The 20983-nt window shown below is 68.3% G+C and carries 22 protein-coding genes; 11 read left to right on the forward strand and 11 right to left on the reverse strand.

Annotated features, from left to right (window positions below):
- Window positions 1-563 precede the first annotated feature (563 nt).
- Entirely contained in the window at window positions 564-1634 is a 1071-nt protein-coding gene (trpD, locus tag ACRDU5_RS14285; protein ID WP_526615235.1) for an anthranilate phosphoribosyltransferase, read from the reverse strand.
- Window positions 1635-1701: 67 nt separating this feature from the next.
- On the opposite strand from trpD, the gene ctaE reads away from it, so the two are divergent.
- From ctaE to qcrB, 4 genes are read left to right on the forward strand one after another with little or no spacing between them, the layout of a single operon-like run.
- Window positions 1702-2313 carry an aa3-type cytochrome oxidase subunit III gene (gene ctaE, locus ACRDU5_RS14290; RefSeq protein ID WP_526615236.1) on the forward strand — a complete coding sequence of 204 codons (612 nt, stop codon included), beginning with the start codon at window positions 1702-1704 and terminating at the stop codon, window positions 2311-2313.
- Between the two features lie 35 nt (window positions 2314-2348).
- Window positions 2349-3185 carry a cytochrome bc1 complex diheme cytochrome c subunit gene (gene qcrC, locus ACRDU5_RS14295; protein WP_526615237.1) on the forward strand — a complete coding sequence of 279 codons (837 nt, stop codon included), beginning with the start codon at window positions 2349-2351 and terminating at the stop codon, window positions 3183-3185.
- Window positions 3182-4381 (forward strand): cytochrome bc1 complex Rieske iron-sulfur subunit, encoded by a 1200-nt coding sequence (gene qcrA / locus ACRDU5_RS14300; RefSeq protein ID WP_526615238.1) that lies wholly within the window; start codon window positions 3182-3184, stop codon window positions 4379-4381. Before qcrC ends, qcrA begins: the two co-directional genes overlap by 4 nt.
- A complete protein-coding gene (gene qcrB, locus ACRDU5_RS14305; RefSeq protein WP_526615239.1) occupies window positions 4378-6069 on the forward strand; it encodes a cytochrome bc1 complex cytochrome b subunit in 1692 nt (563 codons plus the stop codon). Before qcrA ends, qcrB begins: the two co-directional genes overlap by 4 nt.
- Window positions 6070-6076: 7 nt before the next feature.
- On the opposite strand, the gene ACRDU5_RS14310 is transcribed toward qcrB, so the two are convergent.
- The 4 genes from ACRDU5_RS14310 to ctaC form a co-directional block, all read right to left on the reverse strand.
- Window positions 6077-6736, reverse strand: a complete 660-nt coding sequence (locus tag ACRDU5_RS14310) for a DUF2561 family protein (RefSeq protein WP_526615240.1) — start codon at window positions 6734-6736, stop codon at window positions 6077-6079.
- Window positions 6736-7587: an MmpS family transport accessory protein gene (locus ACRDU5_RS14315; protein ID WP_526615241.1), complete on the reverse strand. Its 852-nt coding sequence runs from the start codon at window positions 7585-7587 to the stop codon at window positions 6736-6738. Before ACRDU5_RS14315 ends, ACRDU5_RS14310 begins: the two co-directional genes overlap by 1 nt.
- Window positions 7588-7734: 147 nt before the next feature.
- The gene (gene ctaF, locus ACRDU5_RS14320; protein ID WP_526615242.1) at window positions 7735-8154 is read right to left on the reverse strand and encodes an aa3-type cytochrome oxidase subunit IV; all 420 of its coding nucleotides are present in this window, start codon (window positions 8152-8154) and stop codon (window positions 7735-7737) included.
- A gap of 7 nt (window positions 8155-8161) precedes the next feature.
- A complete protein-coding gene (gene ctaC / locus ACRDU5_RS14325) occupies window positions 8162-9232 on the reverse strand; it encodes an aa3-type cytochrome oxidase subunit II (RefSeq protein WP_526615260.1) in 1071 nt (356 codons plus the stop codon).
- A 59-nt stretch (window positions 9233-9291) separates the two neighbouring features.
- Between ctaC and asnB the strand changes: the two genes are divergently transcribed.
- Entirely contained in the window at window positions 9292-11223 is a 1932-nt protein-coding gene (gene asnB / locus ACRDU5_RS14330) for an asparagine synthase (glutamine-hydrolyzing) (RefSeq protein WP_526615243.1), read from the forward strand.
- A 17-nt stretch (window positions 11224-11240) separates the two neighbouring features.
- On the opposite strand, the gene ACRDU5_RS14335 is transcribed toward asnB, so the two are convergent.
- Complete coding sequence (locus ACRDU5_RS14335; protein WP_526615244.1) at window positions 11241-12224, reverse strand: carbohydrate kinase family protein; 984 nt, start codon at window positions 12222-12224, stop codon at window positions 11241-11243.
- A 150-nt stretch (window positions 12225-12374) separates the two neighbouring features.
- Here ACRDU5_RS14335 and ACRDU5_RS14340 point away from each other — a divergent pair, with 150 nt between their 5' ends.
- Window positions 12375-13007 (forward strand): Rv0361 family membrane protein, encoded by a 633-nt coding sequence (locus ACRDU5_RS14340; RefSeq protein ID WP_526615245.1) that lies wholly within the window; start codon window positions 12375-12377, stop codon window positions 13005-13007.
- Between the two features lie 31 nt (window positions 13008-13038).
- Here the strand turns inward: ACRDU5_RS14340 and ACRDU5_RS14345 are convergent, their stop codons facing one another.
- Together ACRDU5_RS14345 and ACRDU5_RS14350 are read right to left on the reverse strand one after the other, a co-directional pair.
- Window positions 13039-13395 (reverse strand): iron-sulfur cluster assembly accessory protein, encoded by a 357-nt coding sequence (locus ACRDU5_RS14345; protein ID WP_526615246.1) that lies wholly within the window; start codon window positions 13393-13395, stop codon window positions 13039-13041.
- Between the two features lie 51 nt (window positions 13396-13446).
- The gene (locus ACRDU5_RS14350; RefSeq protein WP_526615248.1) at window positions 13447-14571 is read right to left on the reverse strand and encodes a glycerate kinase; all 1125 of its coding nucleotides are present in this window, start codon (window positions 14569-14571) and stop codon (window positions 13447-13449) included.
- Between the two features lie 23 nt (window positions 14572-14594).
- Between ACRDU5_RS14350 and ACRDU5_RS14355 the strand changes: the two genes are divergently transcribed.
- From ACRDU5_RS14355 to ACRDU5_RS14370, 4 genes are read left to right on the forward strand one after another with little or no spacing between them, the layout of a single operon-like run.
- The gene (locus tag ACRDU5_RS14355) at window positions 14595-15263 is read left to right on the forward strand and encodes a DUF3043 domain-containing protein (protein ID WP_526615249.1); all 669 of its coding nucleotides are present in this window, start codon (window positions 14595-14597) and stop codon (window positions 15261-15263) included.
- 6 nt (window positions 15264-15269) lie between these two features.
- Window positions 15270-15809 (forward strand): bifunctional adenosylcobinamide kinase/adenosylcobinamide-phosphate guanylyltransferase, encoded by a 540-nt coding sequence (locus ACRDU5_RS14360; RefSeq protein WP_526615250.1) that lies wholly within the window; start codon window positions 15270-15272, stop codon window positions 15807-15809.
- Window positions 15806-16846, forward strand: a complete 1041-nt coding sequence (gene cobT, locus ACRDU5_RS14365; protein ID WP_526615251.1) for a nicotinate-nucleotide--dimethylbenzimidazole phosphoribosyltransferase — start codon at window positions 15806-15808, stop codon at window positions 16844-16846. The genes ACRDU5_RS14360 and cobT overlap by 4 nt, the downstream gene beginning before the upstream one ends.
- Window positions 16843-17583, forward strand: a complete 741-nt coding sequence (locus ACRDU5_RS14370; RefSeq protein WP_526615253.1) for an adenosylcobinamide-GDP ribazoletransferase — start codon at window positions 16843-16845, stop codon at window positions 17581-17583. Before cobT ends, ACRDU5_RS14370 begins: the two co-directional genes overlap by 4 nt.
- On the opposite strand, the gene ACRDU5_RS14375 is transcribed toward ACRDU5_RS14370, so the two are convergent.
- Genes ACRDU5_RS14375 through gcvT form a run of 3 tightly spaced genes read right to left on the reverse strand, consistent with a single transcriptional unit; the run spans window position 17580 to window position 20276 of the window.
- On the reverse strand, window positions 17580-18059 hold the full coding sequence (locus ACRDU5_RS14375) for a cupin domain-containing protein (RefSeq protein WP_526615254.1): 480 nt from the start codon (window positions 18057-18059) through the stop codon (window positions 17580-17582). The two genes, ACRDU5_RS14370 and ACRDU5_RS14375, sit on opposite strands and share 4 nt — an antisense overlap.
- Window positions 18056-19159, reverse strand: a complete 1104-nt coding sequence (locus ACRDU5_RS14380; protein WP_526615256.1) for a branched-chain amino acid aminotransferase — start codon at window positions 19157-19159, stop codon at window positions 18056-18058. The genes ACRDU5_RS14375 and ACRDU5_RS14380 overlap by 4 nt, the downstream gene beginning before the upstream one ends.
- Before the next feature lie 22 nt (window positions 19160-19181).
- Entirely contained in the window at window positions 19182-20276 is a 1095-nt protein-coding gene (gene gcvT / locus ACRDU5_RS14385) for a glycine cleavage system aminomethyltransferase GcvT (RefSeq protein ID WP_526615258.1), read from the reverse strand.
- A gap of 40 nt (window positions 20277-20316) precedes the next feature.
- Between gcvT and ACRDU5_RS14390 the strand changes: the two genes are divergently transcribed.
- Window positions 20317-20983: adenylate cyclase regulatory domain-containing protein (locus tag ACRDU5_RS14390; protein ID WP_526615259.1), on the forward strand; the 667-nt coding region annotated here is incomplete at its 3' end.

Consider the following 20983-nt stretch of genomic DNA (forward strand, 5'->3'; position numbering starts at 1 on the left):
CGGCCGCCGGGTACGCGGAGGCGCCGCGTCGGGCGGTGGCGCTGATCGGCGGCGGCGACCACACCGCACTGTCGGCGGTGTTGTCCCGCATCGCCGAACTGGCCCAGGCCCGCCGCTACGAATCCGCCGCACGGCTGCGGGATCATGCCGCCGCCGCGATCGACGTGCTGTGGCGCGGTCAACGGCTGCGCGCGCTGGCGGCGGTCGGCGAGCTGGTCGCGGCGCGCCCGGACGGCGACGGCGGCTGGCAGCTCGCGGTGATCCGCTCCGGTCAACTGGCGGCGGCCGGCCTGGCCCGTCGCGGCGTGCCACCGATGCCGGTGGTCGACGCGATTAGCGCTGCGGCACAAGCGATTCTGCCGTTCTCGGTGCCACTCGGCGGCGCGCTGGTCGAGGAGGTGGCGCTGATCGCACGCTGGCTGGCCGAACCGGGCGTGCGTATCGTGCGGGCCGACCCCGGTTACGCATCACCGCATGCCTCGGCCGGGCGTTGGGCGTCGTGGGCGGCCGCGGCGCGGTCCGCTCGACTGGCCGCCGAACAGGCCATCGATGCCGAAGACGGCTCACACCTTCTGGGTGAACCCCACCCAACGCGCGAGCAGCTTTTCGGCCGCCCCGGAGTCGATCGCCTCGGTGGCGCGATTCAAGCCGGATTCCCACGCCGACAGCCATTCGGCGCCGCTGGTTAGCCCGGCGTGGGCGACCATCGCGCCCGCGGCATTGAGCACCACCGCGTCGCGGACCGGGCCCTTGGCGCCGGCCAGCACCTCCCGCGCCTCTTTGGCGTTGGCGTCGGCATCGCCGCCCACCAGTTGCGCAAGCTCGGCGCGGGCGAACCCGAAACCGGCGGGATCCAATGTCAGCTTCTCCACGGTGCCGGCCTGCACGCGCCAGATGGTGCTGGTCGTCGTCGTGGTCAACTCGTCGAGCCCGTCGTCGCCGTGCACCACCAACACACTCGACCTGCGGGTGGCGAACACGCCGGCCATCACCTCGGCCAGGTCCGCCCAGGCGCAGCCGATCAGGCCGGCGCGCGGCGAGCCCGGATTCGTCAGTGGCCCAAGCAGATTGAACACCGTCGGCACCCCGATTTCGCGCCGCGCGGCGCCCGCGTGCCGGTATGACGGGTGGAACTGCGGTGCGAAGCAGAATCCGATGCCGACCTCGGCGACGCTGCGGGCGACCTCTTCGGGGCCGAGGTCGATGCGCAAGCCGAGGGCTTCCAGCGTGTCGGCGCCGCCGCTGCGCGATGACGCGGCCCGGTTGCCGTGCTTGACCACCGGCACCCCGCTGGCCGCCACCACGATGGCCGCCATCGTCGACAGGTTCACCGTGTGCGCGCCGTCGCCACCGGTGCCGACGACATCGACGGTGTCGTTGCCGATCTTGTCGGTGGGCACCCGGCGCGCGTAGTCGAGCATGGTGTTGGCCAGCTCGGTCACCTCGGCCGCCGTCGGCCCCTTCATCTTCATCGACACGCCGAAGGCCGCGATCTGTGCCGGCGTCGCGGTGCCGGCCATGATCTGGTCCATCGCCCAGGCCGCCTGACCCGGCGCCAGCGACTGTCGGGTGGTCAGCCGGCCCAGGATCAGCGGCCAGCTCGGGCTGCTCGGCCCGGTTTGAAGAAATCCCACCCGCAGATTATGACGAATTGCTCCACCCGGGTGGAGAAGAACAACTACAAAGCGTCATACTTGCGTTGTGACGAGCGCTGTAGGGACCTCGGGAACCGCGATCACGTCGCGCGTACATTCGCTGAACCGGCCCAACATGGTCAGTGTCGGCACCATCGTATGGCTTTCCAGCGAACTCATGTTCTTTGCTGGACTGTTCGCGATGTACTTCACCGCGCGGTCCCAGGCCGGCGGGGAGTGGCCCCCGCCACCCACCGAACTGAATCTGTTTCAGGCCGTGCCGGTCACGCTGGTGCTGATCGCCTCGTCATTCACCTGCCAGATGGGCGTGTTCGCCGCCGAGCGCGGCGACGTGTTCGGACTGCGGCGCTGGTACGTCATCACGTTCCTGATGGGCCTGTTCTTCGTGCTCGGCCAGGGCTACGAGTACATCCAGCTGGTCGGACATGGCACCTCGATCTCCAGCAGCGCCTACGGCTCGGTCTTCTATCTGGCCACCGGATTCCACGGCCTGCACGTCATCGGCGGGCTGGTCGCGTTCATCTTCCTTCTCGCCCGCACCACGATGAGCAAGTTCACTCCCGCACAAGCCACCGCCGCGATCGTCGTCTCGTATTACTGGCATTTCGTCGACATCGTGTGGATCGCCCTGTTTGCCACGATCTACTTCGTCCGATGATCGGCTCGCCGATGCGTTCGATGAGAAGGGGTTCGATGACCAGCAAATCCCGCGCAGCCGGAAGGCCGGCGACATTGCGGCACCGTCGACTCCGTCGGCGGCTGTCAGCGGCGGTGCTGCTGCTGATCGGGCTGGGGGCCGCGGGCGGCCTGGCGGCCACCCTGACGCCGTCGCCGCAGGTGGCCGTCGCCGACGAGTCCGCGTCGGCGCTGCTGCGCACCGGCAAGCAGTTGTTCGACACCTCGTGTGTGACCTGCCACGGCGTCAATCTGCAGGGCATTCCCGACCGCGGGCCCAGCCTGATCGGCGTCGGCGAGGCCGCGGTCTACTTCCAGGTGTCCACCGGCCGGATGCCCGCCATGCGCGGCGAGGCCCAGGCGCCGGAGAAGCCGCCGCAGTTCGACGAGGCGCAGATCGACGCGCTCGGCGCCTACGTGCAGGCCAACGGCGGCGGGCCGGTGGTTCCCCGCGACCCGGACGACCAGATTGCGCAGCAGTCGCTGATCGGGAAGGACGTGGCCGCCGGCGGGGACCTGTTCCGGCTGAACTGCTCGTCGTGCCACAACTTCACCGGCAAGGGCGGCGCACTGTCATCGGGCAAGTACGCCCCCGACCTGGCCGGGGCCAATCCGGCGCAGATCTACACCGCCATGCTGACCGGACCGCAGAACATGCCGAAATTCTCCGATCGCCAGCTCTCCCCCGAGCAGAAGCGCGACATCGTGGCGTATGTCCGGATGGCGACCGAGGCGCCCAACCCCGGTGGATACGGCCTCGGCGGCTTCGGGCCGACGTCGGAGGGCATGGCGATCTGGATCATCGGGATTGTCGCGGTCATCGGCGCGGCCGTGTGGATTGGTTCACGAGCATGAGCACCGACGGCGAAGACGTCAAGGGCACGGACACCCCCGGGCAGCAAGGCGTCCCCGGGCAGCCCAGCGATGCCGAACTGGCCTCGATGTCGCGCGAGCAGCTGCTCGAACTGGGCGGCAAGATGGACGGCGTCGAGATCGTCTACAAGGACGAGCGGTGGCCGGTTCCGGGCACCAAGGCCGAGAAGCGCACCGAGCGCGCGGTGGCGTATTGGCTTCTGCTGGGCGGCTTTTCGGGTCTGGCCTTGGTGTTGGTCTTCGTGTTTTGGCCGTGGGAGTACAAGGGGAAGGAAACCCCCGGGCACATTTGGTATGACCTGGCGACGCCGCTGTACGGGTTGACGTTCGGGTTGTCGATCTTGGCGATCGGCGTCGGCGCGGTGCTGTACCAGAAGAAGTTCATCCCAGAAGAGATCAGCATCCAGCAACGCCACGACGGTCGCTCCCCCGAGATCCAGCGCAAGACCATCGCGGCGAACCTCTCCGATACCTTGGAGACCTCAACAATCAAGCGGCGCAAGCTGATTGGCTTGTCACTGGGCATCAGCCTGGGTGCATTCGGGCTGGGCACGCTGGTCGCGTTCGTTGGTGGTCTGATCAAGAACCCGTGGAGGCCCGTCGTGCCGACCGCCGAGGGAAACAAAGCGGTGCTGTGGACCACGGGTTGGACACCCCGCTTCGAGGGCGAAACCATCTTCTTGGCACGCGCCACCGGCAATGGGACCTACGTCAAGATGCGTCCCGAGGACATCGACGCCGGCGGCATGGAGACGGTGTTCCCGTGGCGGGAATCCGACGGCGACGGCACCACCGTCGAGTCGCACCACAAGCTCGCTGAAATAACCATGGGTGTGCGAAACCCGGTCATGCTCATCCGGATTCGGCCCCAGGACCTGCCGCGTGTCGTCAAGCGCAAGGGCCAGGAGAGCTTCAACTTCGGCGATCTGTTTGCCTTTACCAAGGTGTGCTCGCATCTAGGTTGTCCCTCGTCGCTGTACGAGCAGCAGAGCTATCGCATCCTCTGCCCGTGCCACCAGTCGCAGTTCGACGCGTTGCACTTCGCGAGACCCATGTTCGGCCCGGCTGCGCGCGCATTGGCGCAGCTGCCCATCACCATTAACCAGGACGGCTATCTGGTCGCCAACGGCGACTTCATCCAGCCCGTCGGACCGGCATTCTGGGAGCAAACAAATTGAATCCGAAACTGCCGAAACCACCGAAACTGGCCGACATCGCGGCGGACCAAGGCGATGCCATCGATTCGCGCTACCACCCGTCGGCGGCGGTGCGACGCCAGCTGAACAAGGTCTTCCCCACCCACTGGTCTTTCCTGCTGGGCGAGATCGCGCTGTACAGCTTCATCGTGCTGGTGATCACCGGCGTGTACCTGACGCTGTTCTTCGATCCGTCGATGGCCGAAATCATCTATGAGGGCGCGTACCAGCCGCTGCGCGGCGTCGAGATGTCCAAGGCCTATGCGTCCACCCTCGACATCAGCTTCGAGGTGCGCGGCGGCCTGTTCGTCCGCCAGATCCACCACTGGGCGGCACTGTTGTTCGCCGCGGCGATCATGGTGCACCTCGCCCGGATCTTCTTCACCGGCGCATTCCGCCGTCCGCGCGAGGTCAACTGGGCGATCGGCTCGCTGCTACTGATCCTGGCGATGTTCGAGGGATACTTCGGCTACTCGCTGCCCGACGACCTGCTGTCCGGCATCGGGCTGCGGGCCGCCCTGAGCTCCATCACGCTGGGCATGCCGGTGATCGGTACGTGGTTGCACTGGGCGCTGTTCGGCGGCGACTTCCCCTGCGGCGGGGTCGGATACATGTGCGCACAGGACGGCTACTGGCTCCCGCGCATGTACGCACTGCACATCCTGATCATCCCGGGAATCATGCTGGCGCTCATCGGACTTCACCTGGCGCTGCTGTGGTTCCAGAAGCACACCCAGTTCCCCGGCCCCGGGCGTACCGAGACCAACGTCGTCGGCGTGCGCGTCATGACGGTGTTCGCGGTCATGTCCGGCGCGTTCTTCGCGATGATCGTCGGCATCCTCGGCCTGATGGGCGGCCTGCTGCAGATCAACCCGATCTGGCAATTAGGTCCGTACAAGCCGTCGCATGTGTCGGCCGGCAGTCAGCCCGACTTCTACATGATGTGGACCGAAGGCCTGGCGCGGATCTTCCCCGCCTGGGAGTTGTACTTCTTGGGTCACACCGTGCCGGCCGCGGTCTGGGTGGCACTGATCATGGGCGTGATATTCGTCTTGCTGACCGTCTACCCATGGATCGAACAGCGAGTGACCGGTGATCGGGCCCACCACAATTTGTTGCAGCGGCCACGAGATGCCCCGGTGCGCACCGCGATCGGCGCGATGGCCATCGCGTTCTACATGGTGCTGACCTTGAGCGCGATGAACGACATCATCGCGCTGAAGTTCCACATCTCGCTGAATGCGACGACGTGGATCGGCCGCATCAGCATGGTGGTACTACCGGCGATCGTCTACTACATCACCTACCGGTGGTGCATCGGCCTGCAGCGCAGCGACCGGGAGGTGCTCGAGCACGGCATCGAGACGGGCATCATCAAGCGGCTACCACACGGTGCCTACATCGAGTTGCACCAGCCGCTCGGTCCGGTGGACGAGCACGGCCACCCGATTCCGTTGGAGTACCAGGGCGCGGCCCTGCCCAAGCGGATGAACAAGCTCGGGTCGGCGGGCTCCCCCGGGTCCGGCAGCTTCATGTTCGCCGATCCGGTCGACGAGCACGAGGCGCTCGCCGAGGCCGAACACGCCGCGGAGCGCAAGGCGCTCACCGTGGTACGCGAGCATCAGGACCGCAACGGCTCGTCAGACGGCGAGACGGACGGGCACCACTGACGCGACGCTAATAGCCGGACGCGTCCAGCAGCTCGCGCAGCTGGCGCAAGAAGAACAACGGGACTACCGGCATCGCCAATGTGACGAGTCCGGCTGCGCCGTAAGCGATCCAGGCCGGGCCGTCGTTGCCGACCGCCATCAGGTAGGTGGCTACGCCGACGGCCAGCAGCGCGACACCCATGGCGCACGCGAGCACCACGGCGCAGCGCAGCCACAGCCGGTCCACCGCGGCCGGTAATGCGGCGTCGAATGTGCTGCGCGCCGATGGCGACGGATAGGCGCTGCGGGTGCCGAATGCCCGCACTCGCGCCGTCGGTGCCTCCCGTTGCGCGGTCAGCGCCGGCCGCGCGGCGGTCGGGAAGGACTGGCCGGCAGCCGGCCGGATGGCGGCGCCGCGCCCCGCACGCGGATCGGCCAGCGCGGCGCGACGGGCCCGCAGCAGCAGCGGAATCGACCCGGCGATCACCAGCGCCGACGCCGCGATGACGCTGTACAGCAGCCAGGGCGTGTCCGACGTGCCGGAGGATGCCGGGTGGCCTCGGCCGAGGTCGACCAGGGCCACCGTGGCCGCGACACCGGACCCCAGCACGGCCAGCCAGATCGCCGCACACGCGAAGAGCAGCATGCGGTCCTGCTTCAGCTCGGCCTCGGCGCTGACGTATGTCATCAGCAGCTGGTCTGCGCGGAGTTGCCGGTATTGGACGACAACACGGTGCCGTCGCTGGTCGTGATCGAGCAGTTCAGTCTGCTGACCAGAAACAGGCTGGACGCCTGCACCGAGCCCACCTCGGACGCCGAGATCGGCGTCACCGTCAGCGACCACGGGATATAGACGTTGCGCTGGGTGCGACTGCGGCCCGACGCGTCGACGTAAGTGACGGTGATGATGTCACCGGGCGCCTTCGTCCCGGTCACCGAGTAGGTGACCTGACGCGGACCGGACCGCGTCGTCGTCGGCGGTGCCGGAGCAGGCGTCGTGGTCGCCGGTGGTGGTGGTGGCGGCGGCGGCGCTTCCGGCGCTGGCGGTGGCGGCGGCGGTTCCTGCGTCACCGTCACGGTCTCCGGTGGCGGAGGCGGCGGCTCTTCCGTCGGCGGCGGAGGCGGGGGCGGCGGCGGCGTCGTCGTGATCTCGTCCTGCGCCGGCGGCGCCGTGGTGGTAGTGGTATCGGGGTTGGCGAGGTTGTCGCTATCGGTGCCGGTCACCAGCAGCGACACCGAGACGACCAGGGCGACCGCCGCGGCGATCGCGACCACTCCGACCACCCAGGGCCAGCGCGGCGGGGTTGGCGTGGCGACCAACTCGGTCGCCGGGTCGTAGCTGTCGTAGTCGTACAGCCCCGGTTCGGCGGGCACGTACGGGGCGCTGGTGAACTGTTCGGACTCGGGCGCCGAATACGCCTGCGAATGGATATCGGTCTGGCCCGTCGCATCCGGGGTGACTTGATCCTCGGTAGGTTCGCCCGGTTCCTGGTCCGGGGTGTCCGACCCTTCAGAATCCGGGGGGTTCGGCCCGCTCATTTACGCCTATCCTTCTCGACTACTTCATCGGCGCGACAGCAAGCGGCTGACGGTGCCTCGGCAACACTACCCAAACCGATGAGCGGAGCGAATTCCGCAGCGCGGTAGCTGACCAACTGACGCCCAGCTGTGACCTTTACCGCGAGATCAGTGCTTCTCGGCGCCGGTGTAGTACTCGAAGACCAGGCCGGCCGCCGACCCCAGCACGAAGCACGCGCCGCCGACGATCAGCCACGGCAACCACAGGGCAACGCCGACGGCGGTCACCGACGCGGATAGCGCGATCATGATCGGCCACCAGCTGTGCGGGCTGTAGAAGCCCAGCTCACCCGCGCCGTCGCTGATCTCGGCGTCCTCGTAGTCTTCGGGCCTGGTTTCGAGCCTGCGCGCCACGAATCGAAAGAAGGTGCCGATGATCAGCATCAGTCCCGCGGTCATGACCAGCGCGGTGGTACCGGCCCACTCCACACCGCCGTACTGGAACATCGCGCTCAACACGGCGTACACCACGGCCGACAGGACGAAGAATCCGGTCAGGAACTCGAACAGCCTGGCTTCGATGTGCATGAGATCCCTACTTGCTGGCCTCGGGTGACTGCTCCCCGCGCCGGGTGTCGAACGGATGGGTGGTGACCGCCCTTGGCGGCTGGTCGATGGCCGACAGCGCCTGGGCGTTGGTCTTGCCCGAGATGCGCTGCTGCAGATAGGCCTTGAAGTCATTGGGTTCCACGACGCGTACCTCGAAGTTCATCATCGAGTGGTAGGTGCCGCACATCTCGGCGCAGCGGCCGACGAACGCGCCGGTCTTGGTGATCTCGGTGACCTGGAAGACGTTGTCGGAGTTGTTCGGCTTCGGATCCGGCATCACGTCGCGCTTGAACAGAAACTCGGGCACCCAGAAGGAGTGGACCACGTCGGCCGAGGCGATCTCGAACTCGATGCGCTTGCCCACCGGCAACACCAGCACCGGAATCTCGGTGCTGGTGCCCAGCGTCTCGACCTTGTCCCAGTTCAGGTACTCGCGATCTTCGGGATTCTTGCCGGCGATCGCGCCGAACTCCCCGCCGTGCTCGCCCTCCAGCCCCTCCGGGCCCGACGCGACGGCCACCTTGCGCTCCGGGTCGGCGCCGTCGTAGGTGAAGGTCCCGTCGGTGAAGTTGACCTTCTGGTAGCCGAACTTCCAGTTCCACTGGAAGGCGGTGACGTCGATGACGACCTCGGGGTTGGGCTCCTTGTGCAGCATCCGTTCCTGCACCACCACCGTGAAGTAGAACAGCACCGAGATCATCAGGAACGGTGCGACGGTGAGCACCAGCTCCAGCGGCATGTTGTAGCCGAACTGGCGCGGAAGCTCGGTGTCGGTCTTCTTGTACCGGTGAAACGCCGAGGTCCAGAAGATCAGGCCCCAGACGATCACGCCGACGACCAGCGCGGCGATCAACGAGCCGATCCACAGCTCACGGTTGATGTGGGCCTCCGGAGTGATGCCCTCGGGCCAGCCCAGGCCCAGCACCTCCGACCAGCTGCAGCCGGACAGCAACACCGCAGTCGCGCCAAGGACGACTGACAACGCCACCACCCGGATACCGCGAGGTGTCACGTTGGCGCCTCCTAGAAGTCGGATGTACTGGCGAATACTACGCAGCGTAGACCACCCTCGGGTGCCAGTCTCGACACACCTCGCGGATTGGGCATACTGGCGCGGTGTGCGGACTGCTGGGCGTTTTGCGTGACCCGTCCGCCGCCGTGGAACCCGAGCTCGTCGACGCGGTGGCCGGCGCGTCGCACCTGATGCGACACCGCGGGCCCGACGAGCCCGGCACCTGGTCGGACGACAGCGTCGTGCTGGGCTTCAACCGGCTGTCGATCATCGACATCGCGCACAGCCATCAACCGCTGCGCTGGGGTCCACCCGAAGCGCCCGACCGCTACGTGCTGGTGTTCAACGGCGAGATCTACAACTACCTCGAGCTGCGGGACGAGCTGGCGGCCACCCGCGGCGCCACATTTGGCACCGACGGCGACGGTGAGGCGATCATCGCCGCCTACCACCACTGGGGCACCGACGCGCTGACCCGGCTGCGCGGCATGTTCGCGTTCGCGCTGTGGGACACCCACGAGCGCGAGTTGTTCTGCGCGCGCGACCCGTTCGGCATCAAGCCGCTGTTCATGGCCACCGGCTCGGGCGGCACGGCGGTGGGCAGCGAGAAGAAGTGCCTGCTGGACCTCGCCGACGAGCTGGGCATCGACGTCGGCATCGACGAGCGTGCCGTGCAGCACTACACGGTGCTTCAGTACGTGCCGGAGCCGGAGACCCTGCACCGTGGCGTGCGACGGCTGGAATCGGGCAGCTACGCCCGCATCCGGCCCGGTGGGCAGCCGGAGTTGACCCGTTACTTCACGCCGCGGTTCGCGGCCATACCGTTCACCAACGATGAGGAGCAATCCCGCTACGACGAGATCACCGCCGTGCTGGAGGACTCGGTCGCCAAGCACATGCGCGCCGATGTGACGGTCGGCGCCTTCCTGTCCGGCGGTATCGACTCCACCGCGATCGCCGCGCTGGCGATGCGGCACAACCCGCGGCTGATCACTTTCACCACCGGCTTCGAACGGGAGGGCTTCTCCGAGGTCGACGTCGCGGTCGCCTCGGCCGACGCGATCGGTGCCCGGCACGTGACCAAGGTGGTCAATCAGGCCGAGTTCGTCGCCGCGTTGCCCGAAATCGTTTGGTATCTCGACGAACCCGTCGCCGACCCGGCCCTGGTGCCGCTGTTCTTCATCGCCCGGGAGGCGCGCAAGCACGTCAAGGTGGTGCTCTCCGGCGAGGGCGCCGACGAGCTGTTCGGCGGCTACACCATCTACCGGGAACCGTTGTCGCTGCGGCCATTTGAGTATCTGCCCGGCCCGCTGCGCCGGTCGATGGCGACCCTGTCCGCCCCACTGCCCGAGGGCATGCGCGGCAAGAGCCTGCTGCACCGCGGCAGCCAGACCCTCGAAGAGCGTTACTACGGCAACGCGCGCAGCTTCTCCGACGCACAATTGCAGGCCGTGCTGCGGAGTTTCCGCCCGGAATGGACCCACACCGACGTCACCGCGCCGATATACGCCGAATCCGACGGCTGGGATCCGGTCGCGCGCATGCAGCACATCGACCTGTTCACCTGGCTGCGCGGAGACATCTTGGTCAAGGCCGACAAGATGACGATGGCCAACTCACTCGAGCTGCGGGTGCCGTTCCTCGACCCGGAGGTGTTCGCGGTGGCCTCCCGGTTGCCGCTGGAACAGAAGATCACCCGGGCCACCACGAAGTTCGCGTTGCGCCGGGCCCTGGAACCGATCGTGCCCGCGCACGTGCTGAATCGGCCGAAACTCGGCTTCCCAGTGCCGATCCGGCACTGGCTGCGGGCGGGTGAGCTGCTGGACTGGGCCTACGGCCTGGTCGCGTCGTCCGGAGCCAGCGCGCTGGTCGACGTCACCGCGGTCCGCGCGATGCTCGACGAACACCGCAGTGGCTCGAGCGACCACAGCCGACGGCTGTGGACGGTGCTGATCTTCATGCTGTGGCACGCCATCTTCGTCGAGCGCAGCGTGACCCCAAAGATCAGCGAACCGCACTACCCGGTGCAGCTTTAATTGACAGCGCCACTCGGCTATCTGTCGGCGCCAAGCGCCTCCGAAATCTCGGTGCCGGCTTCGTCGCCGTAGGCGTCGGACAGCCGCTTGACCGCGACGCCGCGGTCCCAGTTCCACTCCTGCGGGCCGGGCGCCTCCAGCACCAGCACCGCGACCAGCGATGCCAGCTGCGCCGAGCGCTCCAAGCTCAAGCCGGCGCTGCGCCCGGTGAGGAAGCCGGCGCGGAACGCGTCGCCGATGCCGGTCGGATCGTCGCGATGGGTTTCGGGCACCACGCCGGCGTGGATGAACGTGCCGTCGTTGCCGACCAGGTCGACGCCCTTGGGTCCCAATGTCGTGATCCTCAGCCCGATCTGGTTCATCACCTCGGCTTCGGACCAGCCGGACTTCTGCAGCAGCAGGTCCCACTCGTAGTCGTTGGTGAACAGGTATGTGGCGCCGTCGATCAGCTTGCGGATCTCGTCGCCGGACAGCCGGGCCAGCTGCTGAGAAGGATCGGCGGCGAAGGCCAGCCCCAGCTTGCGGCACTCTTCGGTGTGCAAGAACATCGCGTCCGGATCGTTGGCGCCGATGATCACCAATTCCGGTGTGCCGACCCGGGATACGACGTCGGCCAGTGAGATGTCACGGGCCTGCGACATCGCGCCGGGATAGAACGAGGCGATCTGGGCCATGTCCTCGTCGCTGGTGCAGACGAACCTGGCGGTGTAGGCCGTCTCCGAGATGAGCACGCTGTTGCAGTCCACCCCGGCAGATTCCAGCCACGCTCGGTAGTCGTCGAAATCCGACCCCGCGGCACCGACCAGCACCGGCTTGCCGCCCAGCACTCCGATGGCATAGGCCATGTTCCCGGCCACCCCGCCGCGGTGAATGACCAGATCGTCCACCAGGAAGCTCAACGAAACCTTCTGCAGGTGATCGGCGAGCAACTGCTCGGAGAACCGTCCCGGAAAACGCATGAGATGGTCGGTCGCAATCGATCCGGTCACCGCGATGGTCACGAAGCGTCACCCTTCAATTGATCAAGTCGTCTAAAAAGCTTACCCAGCCTAACGGTGCCGTCAGGATCAGCCGGGTGCGCTAACCTGCGTACAAGTGCCGTCCGGTCACTGTAGACGGCAATCGCACACCATCCCCTGGGGAGCAACTGTATGGCTGGTCCGTATCCGCCCGACTACGGCGCAGGAGCGGTCGGCCCGCCACCCTATCCGGTCCAGCCCTACCCGGAAAATCCCGTTGTGCCGTCGTCCTATCCGGGCATGCTGCCGCCGCCGATGCCGTATCGGAAACGCCGCCGCTGGCCGATCGTCGCCGGCACGCTGCTGGCGATGGCACTGGTGGCCGCCGTGGTGGCCGCGCTCGTGCTGACGGTTCGCTCCGACGACGAACGGGGCACCAGCGCGCTGACGCCGGCCACCGCCCAGACGGCTATCCAGACCTATCTGGACTCGCTCGCCAACGGCGACGACGAGACGATCGCCCGCCACACGCTGTGCGGGATCTTCGACTCCGTCAAGGAAAAGCGATCGGACCTTGCGCTGGCGGACCTGAGCAGCGATGCCTTCCGCAAGCAATTCAGCGGGGCCGAGGTGACATCCATCGACAAGATGGTGTTCTGGTCGCAGTATCAGGCGCAGGTGCTGTTCACCATGCGGGCGACCCCGTCAAGCGGGACCCGCGGCCAGGCGGGCGAATCCGAGGAGCAGGGCGTGGCCCAGCTACTGGTCCAGGACAACGAGATCCTGGTCTGCTCTTACCTGTTGCGCGCCGCCGGCCAGTACTAAAGCCGGAGCCGCCTGTCCGGCGACATTGAGCTCAGTTGAACGAGTCCCCGCAGGCGCATGATCCGCCGGCGTTGGGGTTGTCGATGGTGAAGCCCTGCTTCTCGATGCTGTCGACGAAGTCGATCGTGGCGCCCTGCACGTACGGGGCGCTCATCCGGTCGACCGTCAACGCGACGCCGCCGAACTCGGCGGTCAGGTCACCATCGAGGTTCCGATCGTCGAAAAACAGGTTGTACCGCAGGCCGGCGCATCCGCCCGGCTGGACGGCGATACGCAGCGCCAGGTCATCACGGCCCTCTTGATCCAGCAGCGCCTTGGCCTTGCCGGCCGCGGCGTCGGTCAGGATCACGCCGTGGGTGGCGGTGCTAGTCGCGTCCTGAACAGTCATTGCGTCTCCCTGAATGGCATTTGGTCTCCGGGGCCACACGGGCCCACCGGGTCAACGGTACCTTGTTGGGCCGCTATTCCCGAGTTTGGCGGCTGTGACCTCCGCCAATCCCGCCAGCTGGGTGGCCGCGTCGTCGATGGCGAGCCGGACGGATCCGGCGTGCTCGGCGATCGCGAACGCGGCCGAGATGCCCGCCGGGCGGAGTGTGGCCTCGTCGAGGGCGACCTGACCGGCCAGCACCAGCACCGGTGTGCCGCGGGCCAGCGCGGCAAGCGCGCCGATCACCTTGCCGTGTAGCGACTGGTTGTCGAGGCGGCCCTCGCCGGTGACGATCAGGTCGGCCGCGGCGACGTCATCGGCCAGGCCGGTGTGTTCGGCGATGACGGCCGCCCCGGCTTCGCGCCGGCCACCGAGCGCGAAGAGCGCGGCCCCGATGCCGCCGGCGGCGCCCGCGCCGGGTTCGTCGCTGATCGCGCGCCCGGCGGCCGCATCGAGCTCGGCGCCCCACGCGGTCAGCCGCCGCTCCAGGACAGCCACCGTGTCGGGGTCGGCACCCTTCTGCGGGCCGAACACCCGCGCCGCGCCCATCGGGCCGAGCAGCGGGTGCTCGACGTCGGTGGCAGCGATCACGTCGATTCCGGCCAGCAGCCCGCGGGCCGCGGTCAGGCGGTCTCTTGTTGTGCTCCTCACGTCGGCAGCAAGCTCCTCCACCATCCCGCGGCCGCCGTCGGTGCAGCAGCTGCCGCCAAGGCCGACCACGATCCGGCCCGCTCCGGCTGCCGCCGCGGCCGCGATGAGCTGTCCCACTCCCCGGCTGTGCGCCGCCAACGCGGTCTGCACGGTCGGCGGACCGCCCAGCAACGCCAAGCCACAGGCCTGCGCGCTTTCGATGTAGGCGGTGCCGGTCCCGGAGGGGTCATACACCCAGTCGGCGTCCGCCTCGGCGGTCAGCGGGCCGCTGACCCGCAGCGTGCGCAGCTCGCCGAGCCGGCCGGCCAGCACGCCGACGAAGCCGGGCCCACCGTCGGACTGCGGCGCCAGCGACAGCTCGTCATCCGGTCGGGCCCGGTGCCAGCCGACGGCGATCGCCTCTGCGGCCTGCACCGCGGTGAGGCTGTCGCCGTAGGAGTCGGGGGCGATCAGCACGCGTCGGCCATTGTGGTCCGGGCCCGCCATCTCAGCAGATTATGCTGGCTCGCGTGAACCTGCTGGGCCGCAAGAAAGACAACCCGCCAGCCGAGGGCGCCGGTTCGGCGGCCCCCGCGGAAGCGGAACCGGCTGGCAAGGAATCGAGCACCACCGCCCCCAAGGGCAGGCCGACGCCGAAGCGCGATGCCGCCCGCCGCCGGGGTCCGGTGGCGCCGGCGCCGATGACCACCGCCGAGGCCCGGCGCCGGCGCAAGGAACTGCGCGGTCCTAAGCTGTCCCGCGGGGAGCGACGCGAAGACAAGGCACACCGGCGCGCGGCAATGGCCGATCGCCGCGAGCGGATGATGTCCGGTGAGGACGGCTACCTGTTGCCGCGGGACAAGGGCCCGGTGCGCCGGTTCGTCCGCGACATGGTCGATTCGCGCCGCATCAGCGTGCTCGGCCTGTTCATGCCGTCCGCATTGGGCCTGATCTTCATCATGCTCGCGGTCCCGCAGCTGCAGCTCCTGATCTCGCCGGCGATGCTGGCGCTGGTGGCGATCATGGTGATCGACGGATTCTTCTTGGGCCGCAGGGTGAATCGGCTGGTCGATGCGAAGTTCCCGGACAACACCGAAAGCGGTTGGCGGCTCGGGTTCTACGCTTCCAGCCGAGCTTCCCAGCTGCGTCGGATGCGCGCGCCCCGGCCGCAGGTCAACCGCGGCGACAAAGTCGTCTGATAACCGGTGCGCGTTCTGGTGCTCGGCGGCATCCGATCGGGCAAGTCCGCGTGGGCGGAGACGCAGATCGCCGATTCCGCAGGCAGCCGGCGCCCGGTGCGTTATCTGGCCACCGGCACTGGGGACGACGCCGACTGGGCGGCCCGGGTGTCAGCACACCGCGATCGTCGGCCGGACCATTGGTCGACGGTCGAAACCGCCGACGTGGCAACGCAATTGCGGTCCGACCCGGACTCCCCCACGTTGGTCGACGACATCGGATGCTGGTTGACCGCGGCGATGGACCGTGCCGGGGCATGGACCGGCGGAACGGTGAGCGCCGACATCGATGACCTGATCGACGCCGTCGCCGGGTGCGAAACCGAGCTGGTTCTGGTGTCCCCCGAGGTGGGGCTCACGGTGGTGCCCGAAACCGTCACCGGCCGCCGGTTCGCCGACGAACTCGGCACCCTCAATCGGCGACTGGCCGCGCTGTGTGAGCGGGTGGTGCTGGTGGTGGCCGGACAACCGGTCACGGTGAAGGGGCCAGCGAAAGGACCAATGTGACGGACTTTCCGCCGATCGCGGCACCCGACGAGGAAGTTGCCGCACGGGCACGGGCCCGGCAGGACACGTTGACCAAGCCGCCCGGTTCGCTGGGCCGGCTCGAAGAGCTCGCGGTCTGGGTGGCGTCGTGTCAGGCGGCCTGCCCGCCGCGTTCGTTCCAGCGGGCGCGGGTGGTGGTGTTCGCCGGCGACCACGGGGTCACCGCCGCCGGGGTGTCGGCATATCCGCCCGAGGTCACCGCGCAGATGGTCGCCAACTTCGATGCCGGTGGAGCCGCGATCAACGTGCTGGCCGAAGCCGCCGGAGCCAGCGTCCGGGTGGCCGACATCGCCGTCGACGTCGACGAGCCGTTGTCGCCGGCCGTTGGCGCGCACAAGGTGCGCCGCAGCAGCGGCAACATCGCGGTGCAGAATGCGCTCTCCGCCGACGAGGCCGCGGCCGCGGTCGAAGCGGGCCGCCGGATCGCCGACGAGGAGGTCGACGCCGGAGCCGATCTACTGATCGCCGGCGACATGGGCATCGGGAACACCACGGCCGCAACGACATTGATTGCCGCATTGACAGACGCCGAACCGGTCTCGGTGGTCGGGCGGGGCACCGGGATCGACGACGAAGGATGGTCGCGCAAGACCGCCGCGGTCCGCGACGCGCTGTACCGGGCGCGCGGGTTGTCGGCGGATCCGCTCGGACTGCTCCGGGTGTGCGGCGGCGCCGACCTGGCCGCGATGGCCGGGTTCTGCGCACAGGCGGCCGTGCGCCGCACCCCGGTGCTGCTCGACGGTGTGGTGGTGACGGCGGCGGCGCTGGTGGCCGAACTGTTGGCGCCCGGTGCCCGCCAGTGGTGGCAAGCGGGACACCGGTCCACCGAGCCCGCGCACGGGTTGGCGCTGGCGCGGTTGGAGCTCGAGCCGATCGTCGACCTGGCGATGCGGCTGGGCGAGGGTACCGGCGCGGCCGTCGCACTGCCGGTCGTGCGGGCCGCGGTGGCCGCGTTGGCGTCGATGGCCACGTTCGACGAGGCCAGCGTCTCGTCGTGATCCGTTCGATCACAGGGGCATTCGCGTTCGGCACCGTCCTCCCGGCGCGTGGCACTCCAGTGCTGGGTCGCGGGGTGTTGACGGCACTGCCGGTGGTCGGCGTCGCGCTAGGCGCGCTGGCCGCCGCGGTGCTGTGGGCGGCGGCGCTTGGCTTCGGGGCGGGCAACCCGCTGACCGGCATGCTGGCGGTGACGGCGTTGCTGATCGCCACCCGCGGTCTGCACCTCGACGGCCTCGCCGACACCGCCGACGGCCTCGGCTGTTACGGACCGCCGCAGCGGGCGCTGCAGGTGATGCGGGATGGGTCGACCGGCCCGTTCGGGGTCGCCGCCGTCGTGGTCGTGGTGGCGGTGCAGGGCCTGGCGTTCGCGGCGCTCCCGGCCGGAATCGCCGGCTGGATCGCGGTGGTCGTCGCGGTGACCGCGGGCCGGGTTGCCGCGGTGCTGGCCTGCCGCCGATCGATACCCGCCGCCGAAGGCAGCACGCTGGGCGCCATCGTCGCCGGCAGTCAACCGGCCGCGGTGGTGGCGGCCTGGCTGGTGGCCGTCGCAGCGCTCGCGGTGCTGGCGGGTCCACGACCGTGGCAGGGACCGCTGGCCGTCCTGGTGGCGGTGGCCTGCGGCGCGGCGCTGGTGGCTCACTGCGTCCGCCGGTTCGGCGGCGTCACCGGCGACGTACTCGGCGCCGCGATCGAGGTGACGACGACGGTGGCCGCTGTCGGCCTGGCGATCCGCTAACCGATGGGTTGGGGCGGCGGGCCCAGCACCTCGATGGAGAACTCCCGGCATACCTCGGCCAACCGCGCCGGATCGATCTCCGCCGGTTCGGGCAGGACCGGGCTTTCGGTCGGTCGGCCCAGCCTGGCCAACATGCGTTCGAACTGTGCCGGCGTTGAGACGTGGAGTACCCGCGCGGTTTCGGAGCGGACCTGGAAGGTGTGGGGCAGGCCCCGCGGCAACCAGACCACCGCGCCTTCGCCGTGCACGGCCTCCACGTCGCCGCACGACAGCCACAACTCGCCGGCGATGATATAGAACATTTCGTCCTCGGCGTCGTGGCGGTGCAGCGGCGGGCCGAAGTTTCGCGGGGCCTGGAACTCCATCGCCGTGATCGCGCCGTTCGACTGCTCGCTGTTGATCTTTGCGGTGTAGAGCGTGTCGAGGAAGTGCTCCCCCTGATCACGGGCGACCAGGACCGGACTCTGTGTGCTCATGACAGCCGGGCCATCCACCCGTGGGTGTCGGCAAACGTGCCGCGCTGGATTCCGGTCAACGTGTCGCGCAGGGCCATGGTGATCTCGCCGGGCTCGCCGTCGGCGATGGTGAACTCGCCGTCGGTGTACTTCACATGCGACACCGGGGTGATCACGGCCGCGGTGCCACAGGCGAACACCTCGGTGATTTCGCCCGCCGCTGCCTTCTTCTGCCACTCGTCGACGTCGATCTTGCGCTCTTCGACGGCGAAGCCGGCGTCAGTAGCCAACTGCAGCAACGAGTTCCGGGTGATGCCGGGCAGCAGTGAGCCGCTCAGCTCGGGGGTGACAAGCCGCGCCGAGCCGCCACTGCCGAACACGAAGAACAGATTCATCCCGCCCATCTCTTCGACAAAGCGGCGTTCGATGGCGTCCAGCCACACCACCTGGTCGCAACCGTTATCGGCGGCTTGTGCCTGCGCCAGCAGCGAAGCGGCGTAGTTTCCGCCGAATTTCGCGGCGCCGGTGCCGCCCGGGCAGGCGCGCACGTACTCGTTCGACAGCCACACGCTGACGGGCTTGATGCCGCGCGGGAAGTACGCCCCGGCGGGCGAGCCGATCACCAGGTACCGGTACTCGTCGGCGGGCCGCACACCCAGGCCCGGCTCGGTGGCGAACACGTAGGGCCGCAGGTAGAGCGATTCCTCACCGCCGGCGGGCGGCACCCATTGCCCGTCGACCGCGATGAGCTGGCGCAGCGACTCAATGAACGCTTCTTCGGGCAGCTCCGGGATCGCCAGCCGGCGCGACGAGGAGCGCAGCCGCGCCGCGTTGGCCTCCGGCCGGAACGACACGATGGAGCCATCGGCCCAGCGGTAGGCCTTCAGCCCCTCAAAGACCTCCTGCGCGTAGTGCAGCACGATGGCCGACGGGTCCAGTTCGATCGGGCCGTACGGCATCACCCGCGCGTTGTGCCAGCCCTTGCCGTCGAGGTAGTCGATCGACACCATGTGGTCGGTGTGATAGCGGCCGAATCCCGGATTCGCCAGTATCTCGGCACGTACCTCGTCGCTCGCCGGATCGGTATTGCGATCGACGGTGAACTCGAGGCGGTCGGTCATGGGCCGATTGTATATCCGGGTGCTAACGGGTTTTTGCCTCGACAAATGGTGGTTTGACGACTACGCACTCGAGCTCACGGCCACGTACGTCGACCGCGACGCGCTGCCCGTCGGCGATGTCACGGGCGGTGTCGAGCAACGCGAGTGCGATGCCGACTTTCAATGTCGGAGAAAAGGTTCCCGACGTCGTCACCCCGATCTGGGTTGAGCCGTCGAGCACGGTCAGGCCTGGCCGCAGCACGCCGCGCCCGACAGCTCGCAGACCACGTAACAGTCGTTTGGGCCCGGCTTCCTTTTCGGCCAGCAGCGCGTCGCGGCCCCAGAACGTGTCCTTCTTCCAGCCGATCGCCCATCCGCAGCGCGCCTGCAACGGCGAGATCTCCAGCGACAGTTCATGGCCGTGCAACGGGTAGCCCATCTCGGTGCGCAGCGTGTCGCGGGCGCCCAGCCCGGCCAACTCGCCCCCTGCCCGGCCAACCGCGTCGACCAACGCGTCAAATACCACCCCGGCCTCGTCCCACGGCGGCAGCAGCTCGTAGCCGTGCTCGCCGGTGTAGCCGGTGCGGCAGACCCGAACCGGGACGTCGCCGAACGCCGCGTCGGCATATCCCATGTAGTCCGTGTCGGTTGGCAGCCCCAATGCCGCGACGACTTCGGCAGACTTCGGCCCCTGCACCGCGAGCACGGCGCGCGACCGGTGCTCGTCGGTGATGGTCAGCCCGGCCGGTGCATTCTGTTGCAGCGCGGCCACAACGGCCGCGGTGTTGGCGGCATTGGGCACCAGAAACATTTCGTCGTCGGAGACGTAGTAAGCGATCAGGTCGTCGACGACACCGCCGGATTCGGTGCAGCACAACGTGTATTGAGCCTTGCCCGGTCCGATCCTGCGCAGGTCGTTGGTCAGCGCGGAGTTGACGTAGGCCGCCGCCCCGGGGCCGCGCACCGATGCCTTGCCGAGGTGGCTGACGTCGAAAAGGCCGACGGCGGTGCGGGTTGCGGTGTGCTCGCTCACCGTGCCCGCGAAGGACACCGGCATCAACCAGCCGGAGAACTCGGCGAAGTTGGCACCGAGTTGACGATGCCGATCCTCGAGCGGGCCGTGCTGGATTTCGCTCACGGCGGTCCACAGTACGGCCACTGCTGGCACACTTTCATCCGTGGTCGATTTCGATGCGCTGGAAGCCGCCGGAATCGCCAATGCGCGCGAGCGAGCCCCGCTGATCGAGTACCTGGACGGCCTCGGGTTCACCGTCGAGGAGATGGTGGAGGCCGAGAGCCGGGGCCGCCTTTTCGGGCTTGCCGGTGACGTTGTGATGGCGTCCGGCCGCCCGACCCACAGCCTGCGCACGGCCGCCGAGGCACTCGGCGTGACGCTTGATGAGGTGTCGCGCGCGTGGGCCGTGCTCGGTCTGACCGTCGCCGATCCCGAGCAGCCCGCGCTGAGCCAGGCCGATGTCGACGCGTTGGAAGGCTGGGTCGCGACCAAGGCCACGATGGGTGACGACGCCGCGCTCGGCTGGCTGCGGGTGCTCGGCGCGGCGATGGCCCGACTCGTCGAGGCAGGTGTCACCATGGCGCGGCTGGCACAGCCCGACATCCTCATGACGCACACCCAGGACGAGCTCAAGACGGCGCGCGCTTATCGCGAGGTCGCTGAAACCGTTCCCCGCACCCTGGCTTTGATAGGCGTCGTATATCTCCACCACATGACCGGTTCCCGACCCTACTTCGAGGCCGTCATTCGCGATACGTCGGCGAGCGTGACATACGGTGTCGGGTTCGCGGATCTGTCCGGCTTCACCGCGCTGACGCAGCGGCTCACCC

Origin of the sequence: Mycobacterium sp., assembly GCF_050701515.1 — a bacterium.
Lineage (GTDB): Bacteria > Actinomycetota > Actinomycetes > Mycobacteriales > Mycobacteriaceae > Mycobacterium.